The organism is Roseofilum sp. SBFL (assembly GCF_017746885.1).
Classification (GTDB): Bacteria; Cyanobacteriota; Cyanobacteriia; order Cyanobacteriales; family Desertifilaceae; genus Roseofilum.
In genome coordinates this window covers 1-16,115 of sequence record NZ_JAGHZH010000025.1, presented here as the reverse complement: position 1 = coordinate 16,115, position 16,115 = coordinate 1, and the positions used below count along the sequence as shown (strand labels likewise).

Genomic DNA, 16,115 nt, shown 5'->3' with positions numbered 1-16,115 from the left:
ATTATTTTGGATCGAGTCATTCGAGTGGCAGGGATTGATGAGGTGGGCCGAGGTTCGCTCTTCGGCCCAGTGGTGGCTGCTGCTGTGATGATCTCACCAGAGGTAGAGCGTCAATTGCAAGATTTGGGAGTCAGAGATAGTAAGACATTGAGCCACCGAAAGCGACAGGCCTTATTAGGAGCCATTGAAGAATTGCCTCTTGATTGTCAATTGGGTGTTGCATCGGTGGCGGAAATCGATCGATTTAATATTTTACAGGCATCGTTGTTGGCGATGAAGCGAGCGGTGCTGAAACTAGGGGAAATTCCTGGAGTGTGCTTGGTGGATGGACTCCATGAGATTCCCCAGTTAGACAGGGTTCAGAGGACAGTGGTTAAGGGAGATCGGACGGAGGTGGCGATCGCCGCCGCCAGTATTGTGGCTAAGGTCTGGCGCGATGAATTAATCGCTCGCTTAGATCCGTTGTTTCCCCACTACGATCTGAGGGCGAATAAGGGCTATGGCACGAAGAAACACCGACTAGCGATCGCCCAGTTTGGCCCGTCTTGCTTGCACCGGCGATCGTTTAAACTCAAGTCATTCCAAGCTCAATAAATAGGTTTTATAGCAAGGGAAAGGAGAGCTAAGACTTTCTGTTCCCTATTGCCTATTGCCTATTGCCTCAAACCCTAACCTAACTCCTTCTCTGCTATATCTTCAAGAATTGACTTTCGAGAGAGAGGGGTGAAATTCGTCCCTCATTCTAGAGATGCGATCGTAGCCCTCTGGAGGGGTCAAGGGTAGATTTTTGAGGTAAAAGAATGTCACTTGATTCCCAGATTCTAATAAAAAAATCACTTCTGTTTCTGGACAGTAAGTATCGACTGCTTCCAAAATATGGGCGTTCATAAAATGATGGCGTACAATTCGGGTATCGGGAGTACTCAGCCAAGCATTGAGAAAAGGCGCGAGACGACAACGGGGAACAAAGGCAGCCGAAAACGTTTCACCAGTTATCCCCAGATGGGGATGATGGGTAGAGCAAATGACTACCCCGCGAGATGCACTCAAATAGCCAGCCCAAGCATTATAGGCGATCGCTATGAAATTCGTCGCAATAAATTCCTGTTCCCAGTTCAAGCGATCATTTTCCATAAGAAGTTGGGTTTGTGTAGACGTTCTCTATTCTCTCGGTGGTATATAGCAAGGAACTCGTTAAGTTAGGACAGCTCAATTGTGGTTTTAGGGAACAGGGAACGGAGAACAAAAAATGTCTTTACTCCCCCTTCCCTTGTTATAGGAGTCAAACGTTGAGTCTATTGAGAGCGAGAGGGGAGTTCGGCACGCAACACTTGTGCTGCTTTCACCAGATTTTTCAAGGCTGGAATCACTTCTTCCCAACGGCGAGTTTTGAGTCCACAATCTGGATTAACCCAAATTTGTTCTGTCGGAAGGTTGGCAATACCCGACTTCAACTGTTCGACCAACTGCTCAGTAGTGGGTACGACAGGAGAGTGAATATCATAGACTCCATTACCAATTTGATGAGAATAACCTGCTTGCGTGACTTCTTGCAACGTGCGGTTATTACTGCGACTATTCTCAATAGAAATCACATCAGCATCAAGATTCTCGATATCGCGGATAATATCGCCGAACTCGCAGTAGCACATATGGGTATGAATTTGGGTTTCCGGCCGGGCGATCGCCGTTGATAGACGAAACGCATCGACCGCCCAAGACAGATATTCACTCCAACGCTCTGCCTTCAGGGGTAGTCCTTCCCGCAAAGCAGGTTCATCCACCTGAATCACCTGGGAACCCGCTGCCTCTAAATCTGCCACCTCTTGGCGCAAGGCTAACGCAATCTGAAAGGCTTGATCCGATCGGGAAATATCGGCACGGGGAAAAGACCAATTCAGGATTGTGATCGGCCCGGTGAGCATTCCTTTTACTGGTTTTTTCGTCAAAGCTTGAGCCACGTTAAACTCCCGCACCGTCATCGGTTGCGGACGAGAAACATCGCCATAAATAATCGGGGGACGGACGCAGCGACTGCCATAGCTTTGTACCCAACCCTGGACAGTGAAGGCAAATCCTTCTAATTTTTGTCCAAAGTATTCCACCATATCGGTGCGCTCAAATTCCCCATGCACCAAGACATCGAGGCCAATCTCTTCTTGAAGTTTGATACATTCAGCAATCTGGGCATCGATCGCCTCTTGATATTGTTCCTCACTCAACTCTCCCCGCTTGACCTTCACCCGCAGTTGCCGCACTTCCTTGGTTTGGGGGAAAGAGCCGATGGTGGTGGTAGGCAGAGGAGGCAATTGCACCTGTTTGGTCAACCGTAAAGGATGGTCAAGAGAGCGCTGAAAGTCCCGAACAGATAAGTTCTTTAAAGCAGCTTGCACTTCTGAGTTGGGCTGATTAAACTCCTCAAAGGCTTGCCAGGCTTGTTTATACGGTTGGGAGAAGGTTGCCGTATCTTTGGTATTCGCTGCATTTGCCAGTGCTACCAATTCCTCTAACTTTTGCCGAGCAAAACTGAGAACATTCCGCAGAGCCTCTGGAAGTTTGGTTTCTAACGTGGCATCGTAGGGGACAAATTGCAGGGAGGCTGAAGGCTGAATGCTGAAGTTGGAGGTAATGGCTTGAATGTCGAGTAAGGTAGAGAGGGCTGCTTCTGGGCGAATTTTCCAGATATTGCGAGCATCCACCAAACCGACACCGAGGCGTTTGTCACTAGGAAACCCTCGATCTTTCAATAATTCCAGATTTTTCCCCCGTGTAAAGTCTAGGCTAATGGCAGATACGGGCAATTGAGTCACCCAATCATAGGCTTCACCCAAGTCATCGAACGTGGTGACCAAGTTCACGGGTAATCCGACTTGAGCAAAACGACTGTAGAGGGATTGATACAGAGCGGGATAGGGGTCTGGTGTAGCCAGAACCAAGGCCGGTTCTTGAATTTGAACTTCCGATACACCGAGAGTTTTGAGTTCCTGAAGCAGGTGCAGATAGCGATCGCACAATAGAGCGGCTGTCTTTTTCAAGTCAAGCTCTAAGCGGCTTAAACGCAGGAGAGTCAAGGGTCCGAGGATAAGGGGAGTGGTTCTATCGCCCAGAATGCTTTGAGCGCGTTGGACAGTAGCAATATAGTCGCTAAAATCCGCATCTTGCAGGGGCTGAGTGATTTCTGGGACGAGATAGTGATAGTTGGTATCGAACCATTTAGTCATCTCCAGAGCCGGACTTCCATCTTTGCCTCGTGCCATGGCAAAATAGCGGTCTATTCCCGATAAGCTTTGGAAGCGTTCCGGAATAATCCCTAAACGGACGCTCCAGTCCAGAACCAGATCGTACAGACTTCCATCACCCACTCCGATGCGATCGATTCCTGCCTCTAACTGGGTTTTCCAGTTGTTCATCTCCACCTCCTCGACGGTTTGCCGCAAGGTTGCTTCATCAGATTTGCCTCTCCAAAAGGCTTCTTGAGCTTTTTTTACTTCCCGTTTTTTGCCAATCCGGGGATAACCTAGGGTTTGGGTTGTAATCGTCATAGTTAATCAAATAGCTCCTGATTTAAGGGAATTGAAGGTCAAGTCCTCTGCGATGTGTATAGAATTAGAGGGCAGCATAAAGTCTCGCTCAATCCACAGTAGGTTCGAGCTGATACACACAGATATAGTGCTAGGCAATAAGTAATAGTGCGGAGTAATTAGGTTGCAAAGCGCCCTAGTCACCCAGATAGTCAGTGTAACGATCGGGAGTAGGCAGTTTAACCCTTTCTTCAACACTTTAGCTCTTCCGAGATATGTTAAGATACCCCCTAACCTGACTTAAACAAAGGGGGGTAAGAAAGAGATCGAGTGCATCACATGTCGTAAAACTACTGTCTTCTCGCCTAACTTATGCCTTATTGCGCTATGTTGTCTTGCTTATGGATTTATGGGCAAGATAAGCGAACCCTTGCACTGATGGAGTGCAGGGTGCGATCGCACCACTGGTGCGGAGTATTATGTCCCTTTATTGATGGTAAAAATACTGAATCAACCATCATCCGTACCTCGCAGATGTTATAGAACATGGACTTGCGATCGGCGGGCATTCTGACTCGGAGGAGATGTATTCCTCCTTCACAGCTGCGGGACAGCGGCAGATTCTCACTGCACTTTCCCCGTTTCCTCTAGCGACTGATCCCCACTAGAACCGACCTGCAGATAACTATATCACACAATCTCGACTCTCACCATAGTTGGAGGATAGACCGACTTACAGAGCGTTTCACGCAAGCTTCGCTAACGCACTGCGTATCCATGTCCGCGAAGCGGATAAAGCAAGACTCGCGAGATAGGAAATATTCCTTCATTCCACTGCATTCCATTCGCAATGATCTATCCGCGTATTTGATTTCCAATCTTGCGATATCATCGAAACCAAACCCTATGTATACTCAGGAATTAGAGCTGCCTAACAGAATTAGGTAAAGTCCAAAAAAGAGAAGTCTAAAAACCGTGATTAATGGATTCCCAAAACTCTATAAGGTAACGTTGCGCCTGTTCGCGTATCACTTACAAACGGGAAGTTTAACCAACACCGATCGTATTCATCTGAGCCGTTCAGACATTCAAGCCTATTATGAAGTACTTTTAAGGGATTATCATGCCAGTGACTCCCAAGGTTCGCCGCTTCAGGTTCAGTGGCGCTCAGAACAGCCCCAAGCACAAGCCTTTGACCTGTTAGAGATTCAGGCAGATCGTAACCGCCAAATTCAACATTTTATTCTGGCGTGGCTGCCTCCTATTAAGGGTTTTTTCTATCCCCAATTGTTTGATGATAGTTATATTGGCTCGTTTACGTTCTATTTGCCTGACTTGAGCGGTAAAGATGGATTAACGCTTGCAGAATTACAGACTCTAAAACCTTCGATTCATTATTTTAGTGGTACAACGGTTAGCGCTAAGGATAATCTGGAGGAGCAAAAACGCTGCCAAGTCTTAAGAACATCCTTTTTGGGTAAAACCCTAATCCTCAGTGCCCAACTGAGGGAAGAGCCAGAAGACTTAACGGAATTTGCCCAAATCTGTTTACTGAGTTTTTTAGGTTTTCCTTCTGTGGAAGCTGCACCGCCGTTAAGAAATCGTTGGCGATGTTTTAAGGGTTATGTATATGAATTTTGTAGTCCAGAACCCGATGAGTATTATGGTAAAATTTGGTTGTTTCTGACCTTTCGTCAAGAAAGCATTACGAAATTAGACCGGACACAACTGGAATTAGCAGAATTGTTTTTCTACGATCATAAGAATTGGAGAAACCATGAAGACAGTCAGGGAGAGTATCAGAAAGGATTAGAAAATATCAACAAGATTGAACAGATCGTACAAGGATTTACGAGTGGTATTTATGATGATAAATCTGCTGATTTATGCCCAGTGAAGCTCGACCAGCTTAAGGGGAACTTGAAGATACTGCTGAATATTTCCCTCTCCTATTCGCAAAATTTGCGCAGCTTATCCGATTTCCACAAAATGATTGATTGGCATCGGGAGAATTATGAACAGAAAATCATCTATATTGAGAACATTACTGACAGTAATTTAACTTCAACACTGAAGTTAGCCGATCGCCAGTTTCGTAAGTTCCAACAGCAAATCACCGCTAACCTCACCTATCTCGCAGAAGGCGCGAGACTGTTGGATACTGCGATCGCCACTATTCGGGGTTTAGTCGAGATCGAGCAAGCAGAGAGCGATCGCAAGCTACAACAGCAAAATCAAGATCTACAAGACCACATTCAGGCGATCGGTACTGGAATCGGTGCCGGGGCGATCGCAGGCTCTAGTTCCACATTGATTTTTAAACAACAAGCGATGACGTTTCCGTTTTTCAGCAAACATCCCGGAGCATATCCCCATCCCTTTGTTATTGCCGTCTTACTCAGTTTTGGCTTTGCGATTATTTTTTGGGCAATGGCTAAATGGAGCTTACCCCGAATTCTACCTAAAAAGAGATAACAGTGCAAGTTGTCCCATTTTCAGGGTTCATTTTCCTCCGCTCTTGATCGAAGTTCAGAAAAGCGTTAACTCAAAAACATCTTAAGAAATAAGATAAATGGTATTGAGCCTTACTTCAAGAGTGCTGCTCTTCAGTTAGTGTCTCTTTCTTTAGAGAAGTCTCTGGTCAAAAATATAGGATTGAAGCTTTCTCTAGTTAATATCATAGTTGATTGTAATTTATATTACTATTTAAATTCTAAATTCCTCAAGTATAGATTGGCAGTTTCAATGATATAATCCAAGCCAGTTGAGCTGAGAAACCCTGTGTTGACTATGTTTTTTATACGAAACCGTGTTAATCGGATGTCCATTTGGGCGATCGCTTATGTGGGAAGTCATGATAAAAATACTACGGCGTTGGTGCAAGGGAAAGTGGATGCGATCGCTATTGAAGAAAAGATATACCAGAAAGCAATAGAATCAGGGGAATTATCCAGCGATCGCTATACCATCCTCTGGCAATCCGATCCTTTACCCAACTCCCCTCTGGTGATTCGCTCTACCCTCCCAGATAAGTTTAAGCTAAAGGTTCGTAAAGCATTGATTGAAGCACCTCCAGGTTTAGGACTGGTTGGAGGAGATCGAGCTTCTGGCTATACTTCAGTCCAAGATGAAGATTATGAACCCATTCGTCGCATTCAAGAAACCCTAGGATTAGACAACTAAGAGCTGATTCCTAAAGGAAATCTTAAAAAGGCTGGAATCCTTATATATCAATGGTTTTAGCCTTGATTGGGAACAACTTAGTATTTTAGTGAACCTCTTGCTGTTAGGCACTTTCAACGACTTCGGGAATCAGCTCTAAGGCTGATTGATGAATTTATGAAAATTTCTATCAAATTCCTTGCATCTTCAGTTGCTGTTATTGGGTCGATTGCAATCGGTATGGGGGGCAGTATTATTGTCGTGAATCAAGCTGAAGAATCAGTATCTCAACGTCGTCAGATTAACCGTCAATATCTTTCGGTAATGTTTGAATTACATCGTAATTTAGAAGAACAGGTTATTTCCCTCAAAGATTTTGTCATTCTGGATCAATCTCCAGCTAACTTCCAAAAATATGAAAAAGCTCACTCAAAGTTTCTTTTGCATTTGGATGAATTATCTCTTGGATTACCGAATTCTAGCGAAATTGAAATCTTACGTCGTCGTCACAATGATTTACATCAGTTAAGCAAAAGATTAACCCATTCCCAAGACATCACGAAGCAAAAACAAGATTTAAAATCCATTAATTGGTTTGCCGCAGATATTAATTTTTCTTTGAAGTCGTTAGTTGAATACGTTCATACTATAGAATTGCAAACAGAAGAGTCTGCGGCTCAACTCAAGAGAGATAACCCCATTTTTCAAGCTCTATTGATAATTGGATTATCTTTTGTTATTTTCTGGCAATGGAAGTGGATTATTTTACCGGTTATTCAATCCCTGGAAAAACTTCAGTATGGGACTAAAAAAATTGGAAAAGGAGAACTAAATTATCGCCTTAATATCATCACTGGTGACGAAATTGAGTCCGTAGCAAACACGTTCAATAATATGGCGGAGCAATTATCTAATTCTTACCAAATGATGGAACAAAAGGTCATTGATCGGACGGCCGAACTAGAAGAGAGTAATCGCCAGTTAAAGATAGTGCTAGCCGAGCTTAAAGAAACTCAATCTCAATTAATCCAAAATGAAAAAATGTCTAGCTTAGGACAAATGATTGCAGGGATTGCCCATGAAATCAATAATCCAGTTAACTTTGTTTATGGCAATCTTAATTATTGCGAACAATATATTAACGATCTTATCCATTTAATCAACCAGTATCAGAAGGATTACCCTCAGCCAAGTCAAGGCGTACAATCAGTCTTCGAGCAAATCGATCTGGAATTTTTGAAAAAAGATATTCAAGATATCTTGAATTCAATGAAAGCAGGGGCCATCCGAATTCGGGATATTGTTAAATCCTTACGGACGTTTTCGCGTCTTGATGAAGCAGAAAGAAAAGAAGTAGATATTCATGAAGGCCTTGAGAGTACTGTGATGATTTTGCAGCACCGTATCAAGCCTAACCCTGATTGTGAGGGAATTAAAATTGTTAAAGACTATGGAGATTTACCGAGAGTCGAATGTTATGCCAGTCAGTTAAATCAGGTGTTTATAAATGTATTAGCTAATGCAATTGATGCCTTAGAAGATCGAGTGGGTTCTGAACAGCCCGGTCAAATTACTATTGTGACTAAAGTGACGGAAAAGGGATTTCTTCAGATTCAGATTCGGGATAATGGTCCTGGTATTGAGGAAACGACTCAAAATCGCCTTTTTGATCCGTTTTTTACCACTAAACCAGTGGGTAAAGGAACCGGTTTAGGATTGTCTATTAGCTATCAAATTGTGGTGAATCAACATAAAGGACGGCTATATTATCAGTCTCAGTTGGGAGAAGGGACAGCCTTTATAATTGAGATTCCTGGTACACAACAGATGTTAATCAGTAATCAGTCATGAGGGATGAGTCATAAGTAGGAGTTCTTTCCCATCTCCCTATTCTCCTACCCTAGTGCAAAGCACTGTATGATATGGCTTGCAGTTCTATTATCCTTATCCATTGTGTCGTTATCTTTGAGTCTTGAAACCCAAGCTGCTCTGAAATATCTCCAGGTGTTTAGTGTGCAACCGGAGTCTGTGGATCTGAGTGTACCAGAGCAACGGCAGCAACTGCGATCGCAGTTAATCCAGATTACGAGTCTAGCCGATCATCATAATTTTGGGGTTTGTGCCGATCAGGGGACAGAAGGGTTTACGGCTCTTGCCCATTATTTGAGCGCTTTGGGCTATCCGGTTCCCTTTAATCTGGTGCAGCTACCGGCGATCGATGAACCCGTTTATATTAAATTCAATGGCCAGACCCTAGCCCATTATCACGATAGTTATACTGGAGATTATCGTGGCGTTTTGATTTCTTGTTTATCTTCTGACTACGATCAACTCAATGGAACCTTTGGATATTTCCCTTTAAATCTATTTGACGACCAGCAATTGATGGGTTCTTGAGAGACTAGTGGCTTAAGACCCTTGTTAAAACTGACATCAAAAACCCGGTAGTTTGTTGAGGAATAAACTACCGGGAAGGTCAACAGATACATAGAACTTAAGCGTTTCTCTCACAAAGTTTCAACACAGATTAGAACTCTATCCATTCAGACAAAGACTCACCATTAAACGGTTGTACGCCAACACTGGGATATTGATCGCGGTTGGGGCTAAAGATTTCGCCAATCGCATCAAACATATACATCACCATGTCGTTTATAGCAGAAAACATATTCATAACTGCCTCCTTTCTTGCAATTGAGATCATTGATTGATTTCTCTATATTTCAATTATAGCAATCCCCTAACAAGTGGGATTGCTGCGCTACTATTCTTTATATTCTGTTGCGTTTAGTCATATGAATAGTTGCAAAAATACATGAAGATTTTTTCATGTATTTAGATAAAGAAGATGGTGAGTGATTACTTCATAATAAGGAGGGAGACTCTAGATATGAGGATATGAAGATCGGAAACCGATAATATTGGTGTCATAGACTATAATGTATGGGCGTAGATAGCCATTTCTGCGATCGATAACACGAGAAAAAGCCAGATGATGTGTTGTTTTGGATGATGTGAATTCAAGTTTCTAAAAAAATGGTTGACACATTTATGGTCACATCCACTATAATAGGAAGGGAAGTAGCCTTAAAGGAGGCGATCGCCAAGATGGAAGACTCCTTACTCACCCTGAACCCAGAAGACAACAGCCTACTGACTGACCTCTATCAGCTCACGATGAACGCCTGTTACATCGGCGAAGGAATAGAGGAACATCGAGCCAGCTTTGAACTGTTCACGCGCCGTTTACCCCCAGGTTTCGGTTACCTGATCGCTATGGGAGTGCAACCTGCACTGGAGTATTTGCAAAACCTGGCATTTACGCCGGCTCAGATCGAAGCGCTACGAGCAACCGGCATTTTTAACCATGCGCCTGAAAAATTCTGGACAAAGTTAGCTCAATTTCAATTTACGGGTGATGTTTGGGCTGTACCTGAAGGAACCGCTATTTTTGCTAATCAACCCTTGTTGAGAATAGAAGCCCCCCTTTGGCAAGCTCAACTGGTAGAAACCTATTTACTCAATACCTTAAATTATCAAACCCTAATCGCGACCAAAGCTGCCCGAATGCGGGATATGGCTGGCGATCATGTCTCAATTCTAGAATTCGGCACCAGACGTGCCTTTAGTCCCCAGGGGGCAATGTGGGCAGCACGAGCAGCTCTAGCGGGGGGAATGGATGGTACATCTAATGTATTAGCCGCTCTGAAATTGGGCCGCAACCCAGTCGGAACAATGTCTCATTCTTTAGTCATGGCGATCGCTGCCTGCGAAGGCACAGAAGATGCTGCCTTTCAAGCCTTTTACCGCTATTTTCCCCGCGCTCCCCTACTGATCGACACCTATGATAGTCTGGCAGCAGCCGAACGGTTAGCCGAGCAGATGCAAGCAGGAACTCTAGATGTTGCCGGTATTCGTCTAGACTCGGGAGATCTGGTTTCCCTTTCCCAGAACATCCGCCAACAGTTACCTGGAGTTCCCATCTTTGTCAGTGGAGACATTGACGAATATGAAATGCAGCGCTTAAACCAAGGAGGGGCTTGTATTGACGGCTACGGAATAGGAACAAAATTAGTTACCGGTTCTCCAGTGAATGGAGTCTATAAACTGGTAGACATTAAACAGATACCCGTCATGAAACGCTCAACCGATAAAGTCAGTTATCCTGGACGCAAACAAATCTTTCGGCGATGTAGTGAGGGAAAATATAGTGGCGATCGCCTAGGTTTAATCAACGAATCCCCTAAACCCGAAGAAATCCCCCTTTTGCAACCCATGCTCAAAGCCGGACAACCCTTCGTCCCTCCCGACTCCCTCGATATTATCCAAGAGCGTACCCGCACCTGTGTCCTGAATCTCCCCCCCTCCTGTCGCGATTTAGAAGATCCTACTCCTCTGCCCATGGAAATTTCCGCTAAACTACAACAACTGATCGAACAGATACAGGGATAGGGGGATGGGGGAGATCTCCAATTACCCATTACCAATTACCCATTACCAATTACCCATGCTCAAAACTGTTGCCCTTTTTGGCACTAGCGCCGATCCACCCACTCAGGGACATCGAACGATTCTTGAATGGTTGAGCCAACACTATGATTATGTAGCAGTTTGGGCCTCAAATAATCCATTTAAGAATCACCAAACCCCTTTAGATCATCGTCTGGCGATGCTTGACCTATTGATCGAAAATCTCAAAGACCAATATCCTAATATTGGCTTGTATCCCCAACTGGGCTATTCGCGATCGCTAGAATCAGTAACCGAAGCCCGTCACCTCTGGCCTCAAGAACGGTTTATCCTTGTGGTGGGTTCCGATCTGATCGCCCAAATGCCCAAGTGGTATCAAATCAAAACTTTATTGGAAAACGTTGAAGTTTTGATTGTACCGAGATCGGGCTATGCCATCAAGTCGGAGCAAGTCCAAGCGCTCGTCGAGTTGGGAGCAGAAGTGGCGATCGCCGATTTTGATGTTCCACCTGTGTCCTCAACAGCGTATCGTGAAAGAAAGGAGACCCAAGTTATTACGCCTCCCATCCAGGATTACATCCATCGGGAGCAGTTGTATCATGCCAGAGAGCCATTCAAAACAAACTCACAAAGAGCCGTTAGCTGATTTTAAAGTGGGCGTAGATAACGTCATCTTTTCCGTTGATAGCGTCCTCAACCGACTCCTCGTCCTCTTAGTGATGCGTCATGAAGACCCCTATCTCAATCAATGGAGTTTACCCGGAACCCTCGTCCGTCGATCCGAATCCCTTGAACAAGCAGCCTATCGCATTCTCTCAGAAAAAATTCGCGTCCAAAATCTCTATCTGGAACAACTCTATAGCTTTGGTGACCCTGGACGCGATCCGAGGGAAGCTCCCGATCAATATGGAGTTCGGTATCTTTCGGTCAGTTATTTTGCCTTAGTACGTTTTGACGAAGCTCAACTGATTGCCGATGGAGTCAGTGGTATTGCTTGGTATCCCATTCATCAAGTGCCAGACCTAGCATTCGATCACAATCAGATCCTAGAATATGGCTACAGACGTTTACGCAACAAATTGGAATATAGTCCCGTGGCCTTCGATGTCCTACCGGAGATGTTCACCCTCAACGACTTGTATCAACTCTACACTACGGTGTTAGGGGAAAATTTTTCAGACTATTCTAACTTCCGCGCTCGGTTGCTGAAGTTGGGATTTCTCTATGACACAGGGGTGAAAGCATCACGGGGAGCGGGGAGACCTGCCAGCCTTTATCGATTTGATGCGGAAGCGTTCGATTTACTAAAAGATAAACCCATGGTGTTTATTTGATGAGTGCGATCGCATGACTAAAATCTACAATAACCCCGGACAAATCCATCAAGCCGAACGGATTGAAGTAACAATTCGTTATCAGTTTAATGAAAAAGAATATCTTTGGCAACTGCTGAAGTCAGGTCGAGTGTTAATGGAGGGCAAAGCTCTCGATGAATCAGGCGATCGCTTGCTATTTCTGGGAGAAGCGGTTTTACAGATGATTGCCGCTGATTGTTGTTATGAACGACCCAAAGCTTGGATTGAATTTCTAGAACCGAAAACCTCGGGACAGTTAGCCGATCAATTGGAAGTAACGAATTGGATACAAATTCGGGTCGATCATCCCGGAAGCTGGTCCGACGAACGGTTGATTCATTTAGGAGCGTTCCTAAAACTGCTCACGGGTCTCATTTACCTCGATTGTAATTTTTATCAGGTGCGGGATTGGTTTGTGGGGCAAGTCATTGGGATTGATAATCCCCTCATTCCCCCAAATTATCCGGGGAGTGGTTTACCCTATCGCGATTTCTCTCATTTGGGCAAATCTGCCTTAAACTTAATTGCCAGTGATTACTTATTTGCTCGATTTCCCGGAGTACCCAAAGAGGTCTTATGTCATATTCGAGAAGGGTGTAAGGAAAAAATGCTAGATCTGGGTGAATTCGAGGAAAAAACCTTGGGAAAACACTATGTAAAAGGTCGATTTATTTTTGTGAGAAATAAGTTAATTTCTTTAATTCAAAAAGCTGAAAAATAAGTAGCTTGTTTAAATTAAATCCTATTTTCTTGTCTTCAGGATATGGTGACAACTAGGGTTTCTTTGTACCCAATTCCTCATTACCAGCGCTTCGCGCTATAATTTATGAAAATTGCTATCGCTCAACTCAATCCCACTATTGGTGATTTAGAAAAAAATGCCCGAACGATCCTCAAATCAGCAGAAATTGCTGCTGCTCAGGGCGCTCTAGTCTTGCTTACTCCTGAATTATCTCTTTGTGGTTATCCTCCCCGTGATTTGTTAAATTATCCAGTTTTCATTGATAAAATGAATCACTTAATCGAAGATTTGGCTCGGAAAATCCCACCAGATTTGATAGTTTGTGTGGGGACGGTAAGTCGAAATTTAGCCGCAACTAAACAGGGAGGGAAAGAATTATTTAATAGTGTTGTAGCTCTCTATAAAGGAAAAGTTTTAGCTGAATTTCATAAACGATTGCTACCAACCTATGATGTTTTTGATGAAGACCGTTACTTTGAACCAGGCCATGAAAGTCAAGTATTAGCCATACATACGGATCGAGTCAATCTGAGGATTGGAGTAACCATTTGTGAGGATTTATGGAATGATGAACAATTTTGGGGAAAGCGGTCTTATCCCATTAATCCTTTGGCGGATTTAATGGATAAAAATGTCGATATTGTTGTTAATTTATCTGCTTCCCCGTATAGCTTAAATAAGCCAGTGTTAAGACGCTCAATGTTAAGCTATAGCGCCAGTCGATATCAAGTTCCGATTATTTATGTGAATCAGGTGGGTGGTAATGATGATTTGATTTTTGATGGTCATAGTTTGGCGGTCAATCAAACGGGAAAAGTTGTGGCTCAGTTACCAGGGTTTAAGTCTGATTTTCAAGTCCTCACTTTCGATCAAAAACAGCAGGATTTGCTGGGCGATTCTCAACCTCTTTCTGAGGATGAAAATTTGGAGATTTGGTCAGCTTTGGTATTAGGGGTTCGAGACTATGCTTGTAAATGTGGGTTTGGTCAAATTGTGTTGGGATTAAGTGGAGGAATTGATTCGGCTTTAGTTGCAGCGATCGCCGCAGAAGCGATCGGTCCGTCTGAAGTTCTCGGTGTCCTCATGCCTTCCCCGTATAGCTCAGAACACTCGATTACGGATGCTCTGCAATTAGCTCAAAACCTCGGTATTCAAACCCAAATCCTTGCCATTGGGGACTTAATGAGCAGTTTCGATTGCACCCTCGATCCCCTATTTGCTCAAACAAAACCCGGTGTAGCGGAAGAAAATATCCAATCTCGGATTCGAGGCAATCTGTTAATGGCGATCGCCAATAAATTTGGTCATCTACTTCTTTCTACCGGGAATAAGTCGGAGATGGCAGTCGGATATTGTACGCTCTACGGAGATATGGACGGCGGTTTAGCGGCGATCGCCGATGTTCCCAAAACCCGCGTTTATAGCCTCTGTCGTTGGCTCAACCAGCGCTCAGGAAAAGAGATTATCCCCGAACATATCTTAGTTAAACCCCCTAGTGCCGAACTCAAACCCGATCAATGCGATCGAGACTCTCTCCCCGATTATGATACCCTTGATGATATTCTCCATCGCCTCATCCACGATCATCAATCTCCGGAAACCATCGCCGATGCAGGTCACGATCCAGCCATCATCAATAAAGTGTTACACTTGGTCAAACGGGCTGAATTTAAGCGTCGCCAAGCACCTCCTGGCTTGAAAATCACCTCCAGAGCCTTCGGTACAGGATGGCGAATGCCGATCGCCGCCAAAGGTATTCCCAGTTTAAGGAGTCAAGAGTAAGAAATACGGAAAGCACGATCAGAGGTTTTAAGACATGATCCAGAGCGTGACTCAAAATCCCCAAAAGCTATTCACGTTTGAAGAATATCTCTTTTACGAAGGAGAACCCGATGTTCGTTATGAACTGGTTGGAGGAAAATTAGTACCCATGCCTCAACCGACGTTTTACCATGCTAAAATTTGTGACTTTTTAGCGTATCGATTACAACGCTATTTTTCTGAAGAACAACTCAGCTTAGTGGCTAAAAACTCGGCAGTTGGAGTGAGAACCGCCGAGTTTTACTCTCGGATTCCTGATGTAGCGGTATTCGATCTAAATCTCTGGCAAGAAAGTAGCGATCGCTCTGGATCGGCTATCCTCGATTTTAGTGAAAAGCCCCTTCTCGTCGTCGAAGTCGTTAGCACAAACCGTCGAGACGATTATTTAATTAAATTCAGCGAATATGCCATTGCTGAAATTCCCGAATATTGGATTGTCGATCCCAAAAAGAAAAGGGTAAGAATCTTAACCAATCCCAGCCGTGACGAAGGCTATACTTGGGTGAAATTTGTTGAAGGAGAAACAATTAATTCTCCCCAATTTAAGATCCTGAAATTATCCGTGTCGGAAATATTTAATCCTCCGGCTGTGGAGAATTTAATCAATCAGGAACGCTCCCAAAGTCAACAATTTCAACAACAGGCAGAAGCCGAGCGTGCGCGAGCAGAGAAACTCGCCCAAAAACTGAGGGAAATGGGAATTAATCCAGAAGAATTCTAGCAAGAGTAGAGGGCGTTATCCCTCTTCTGTCACTTTGGGAAAAAAGAGATTTAAACCCTGATTCTTTCCTTGGCGATAATGCTCCGCCTCGCGATCGCGGGCTGTAATGACTGAAATTTCCGCTTCGCGGACATGAAACGTCAGCATTTCCAAGAGTGACAGCAGAGAGATATACAGCACTTTTCGATGTTATGAGGTACAGCGATCGAAATTTTCCTTGAGAGTGCCTTCCCATGAAAAGCCGGAAGAATGGGCATTATAGCGTGAAAAATGGTTTTCCTATTACCTATTACCGCGCGAAGCGCTGTATTCTCCGCAATCAT

Annotated in this window: 16 protein-coding genes and 1 riboswitch; of the genes, 12 read left to right on the top strand and 4 right to left on the bottom strand. The window is 44.1% G+C overall.

The genetic code is table 11. The features are described 5' to 3' along the window. Window positions 1-6 precede the first annotated feature (6 nt). Entirely contained in the window at window positions 7-594 is a 588-nt protein-coding gene (locus J7545_RS02315; RefSeq protein ID WP_318702293.1) for a ribonuclease HII, read from the top strand. 102 nt (window positions 595-696) lie between these two features. On the opposite strand, the gene J7545_RS02310 is transcribed toward J7545_RS02315, so the two are convergent. Next, window positions 697-1,134 (bottom strand): hypothetical protein, encoded by a 438-nt coding sequence (locus tag J7545_RS02310; RefSeq protein WP_318702295.1) that lies wholly within the window; start codon window positions 1,132-1,134, stop codon window positions 697-699. A gap of 161 nt (window positions 1,135-1,295) precedes the next feature. Beyond that, on the bottom strand, window positions 1,296-3,542 hold the full coding sequence (gene metE, locus J7545_RS02305; protein ID WP_318702297.1) for a 5-methyltetrahydropteroyltriglutamate--homocysteine S-methyltransferase: 2,247 nt from the start codon (window positions 3,540-3,542) through the stop codon (window positions 1,296-1,298). A gap of 351 nt (window positions 3,543-3,893) precedes the next feature. Here metE and J7545_RS02300 point away from each other — a divergent pair, with 351 nt between their 5' ends. From J7545_RS02300 to J7545_RS02280, 5 genes are all read left to right on the top strand, one after another. Then, window positions 3,894-4,064, top strand: coding sequence for a hypothetical protein (locus J7545_RS02300; protein WP_318719075.1), 171 nt, complete (start codon window positions 3,894-3,896; stop codon window positions 4,062-4,064). Then, a riboswitch (cobalamin riboswitch) is annotated at window positions 4,064-4,211 on the bottom strand. Its footprint overlaps the gene before it by 1 nt. 285 nt (window positions 4,212-4,496) lie before the next feature. Further along, window positions 4,497-5,996, top strand: coding sequence for a hypothetical protein (locus J7545_RS02295; RefSeq protein WP_318702299.1), 1,500 nt, complete (start codon window positions 4,497-4,499; stop codon window positions 5,994-5,996). Window positions 5,997-6,311: 315 nt separating this feature from the next. Then, window positions 6,312-6,704, top strand: a complete 393-nt coding sequence (locus J7545_RS02290; RefSeq protein ID WP_318702301.1) for a PhnD/SsuA/transferrin family substrate-binding protein — start codon at window positions 6,312-6,314, stop codon at window positions 6,702-6,704. A 156-nt stretch (window positions 6,705-6,860) separates the two neighbouring features. After that, on the top strand, window positions 6,861-8,534 hold the full coding sequence (locus J7545_RS02285; protein WP_318702303.1) for an ATP-binding protein: 1,674 nt from the start codon (window positions 6,861-6,863) through the stop codon (window positions 8,532-8,534). A 66-nt stretch (window positions 8,535-8,600) separates the two neighbouring features. Continuing rightward, window positions 8,601-9,080: a DUF1824 family protein gene (locus J7545_RS02280; protein WP_318702305.1), complete on the top strand. Its 480-nt coding sequence runs from the start codon at window positions 8,601-8,603 to the stop codon at window positions 9,078-9,080. A 130-nt stretch (window positions 9,081-9,210) separates the two neighbouring features. Here J7545_RS02280 and J7545_RS02275 read toward each other — a convergent pair whose 3' ends face one another. Further along, on the bottom strand, window positions 9,211-9,357 hold the full coding sequence (locus J7545_RS02275) for a hypothetical protein (RefSeq protein WP_318702307.1): 147 nt from the start codon (window positions 9,355-9,357) through the stop codon (window positions 9,211-9,213). A 434-nt stretch (window positions 9,358-9,791) separates the two neighbouring features. On the opposite strand from J7545_RS02275, the gene J7545_RS02270 reads away from it, so the two are divergent. The 6 genes from J7545_RS02270 (at window position 9,792) to J7545_RS02245 (ending at window position 15,792) form a co-directional block, all read left to right on the top strand. Continuing rightward, window positions 9,792-11,135 carry a nicotinate phosphoribosyltransferase gene (locus tag J7545_RS02270; RefSeq protein WP_413038692.1) on the top strand — a complete coding sequence of 448 codons (1,344 nt, stop codon included), beginning with the start codon at window positions 9,792-9,794 and terminating at the stop codon, window positions 11,133-11,135. A 55-nt stretch (window positions 11,136-11,190) separates the two neighbouring features. Beyond that, window positions 11,191-11,799 carry a nicotinate-nucleotide adenylyltransferase gene (locus tag J7545_RS02265; protein ID WP_318719073.1) on the top strand — a complete coding sequence of 203 codons (609 nt, stop codon included), beginning with the start codon at window positions 11,191-11,193 and terminating at the stop codon, window positions 11,797-11,799. Continuing rightward, window positions 11,753-12,487, top strand: a complete 735-nt coding sequence (locus J7545_RS02260) for an NUDIX hydrolase (protein ID WP_318702313.1) — start codon at window positions 11,753-11,755, stop codon at window positions 12,485-12,487. Before J7545_RS02265 ends, J7545_RS02260 begins: the two co-directional genes overlap by 47 nt. 13 nt (window positions 12,488-12,500) lie before the next feature. Further along, window positions 12,501-13,229 (top strand): hypothetical protein, encoded by a 729-nt coding sequence (locus J7545_RS02255; protein WP_318702315.1) that lies wholly within the window; start codon window positions 12,501-12,503, stop codon window positions 13,227-13,229. A gap of 105 nt (window positions 13,230-13,334) precedes the next feature. Beyond that, entirely contained in the window at window positions 13,335-15,032 is a 1,698-nt protein-coding gene (locus J7545_RS02250) for an NAD+ synthase (protein ID WP_318702317.1), read from the top strand. Between the two features lie 34 nt (window positions 15,033-15,066). Next, window positions 15,067-15,792, top strand: coding sequence for a Uma2 family endonuclease (locus J7545_RS02245; protein ID WP_318719072.1), 726 nt, complete (start codon window positions 15,067-15,069; stop codon window positions 15,790-15,792). Between the two features lie 15 nt (window positions 15,793-15,807). Here the strand turns inward: J7545_RS02245 and J7545_RS02240 are convergent, their stop codons facing one another. Continuing rightward, window positions 15,808-15,972: a hypothetical protein gene (locus J7545_RS02240; protein WP_318702320.1), complete on the bottom strand. Its 165-nt coding sequence runs from the start codon at window positions 15,970-15,972 to the stop codon at window positions 15,808-15,810. Between the last annotated feature and the right edge of the window lie 143 nt (window positions 15,973-16,115).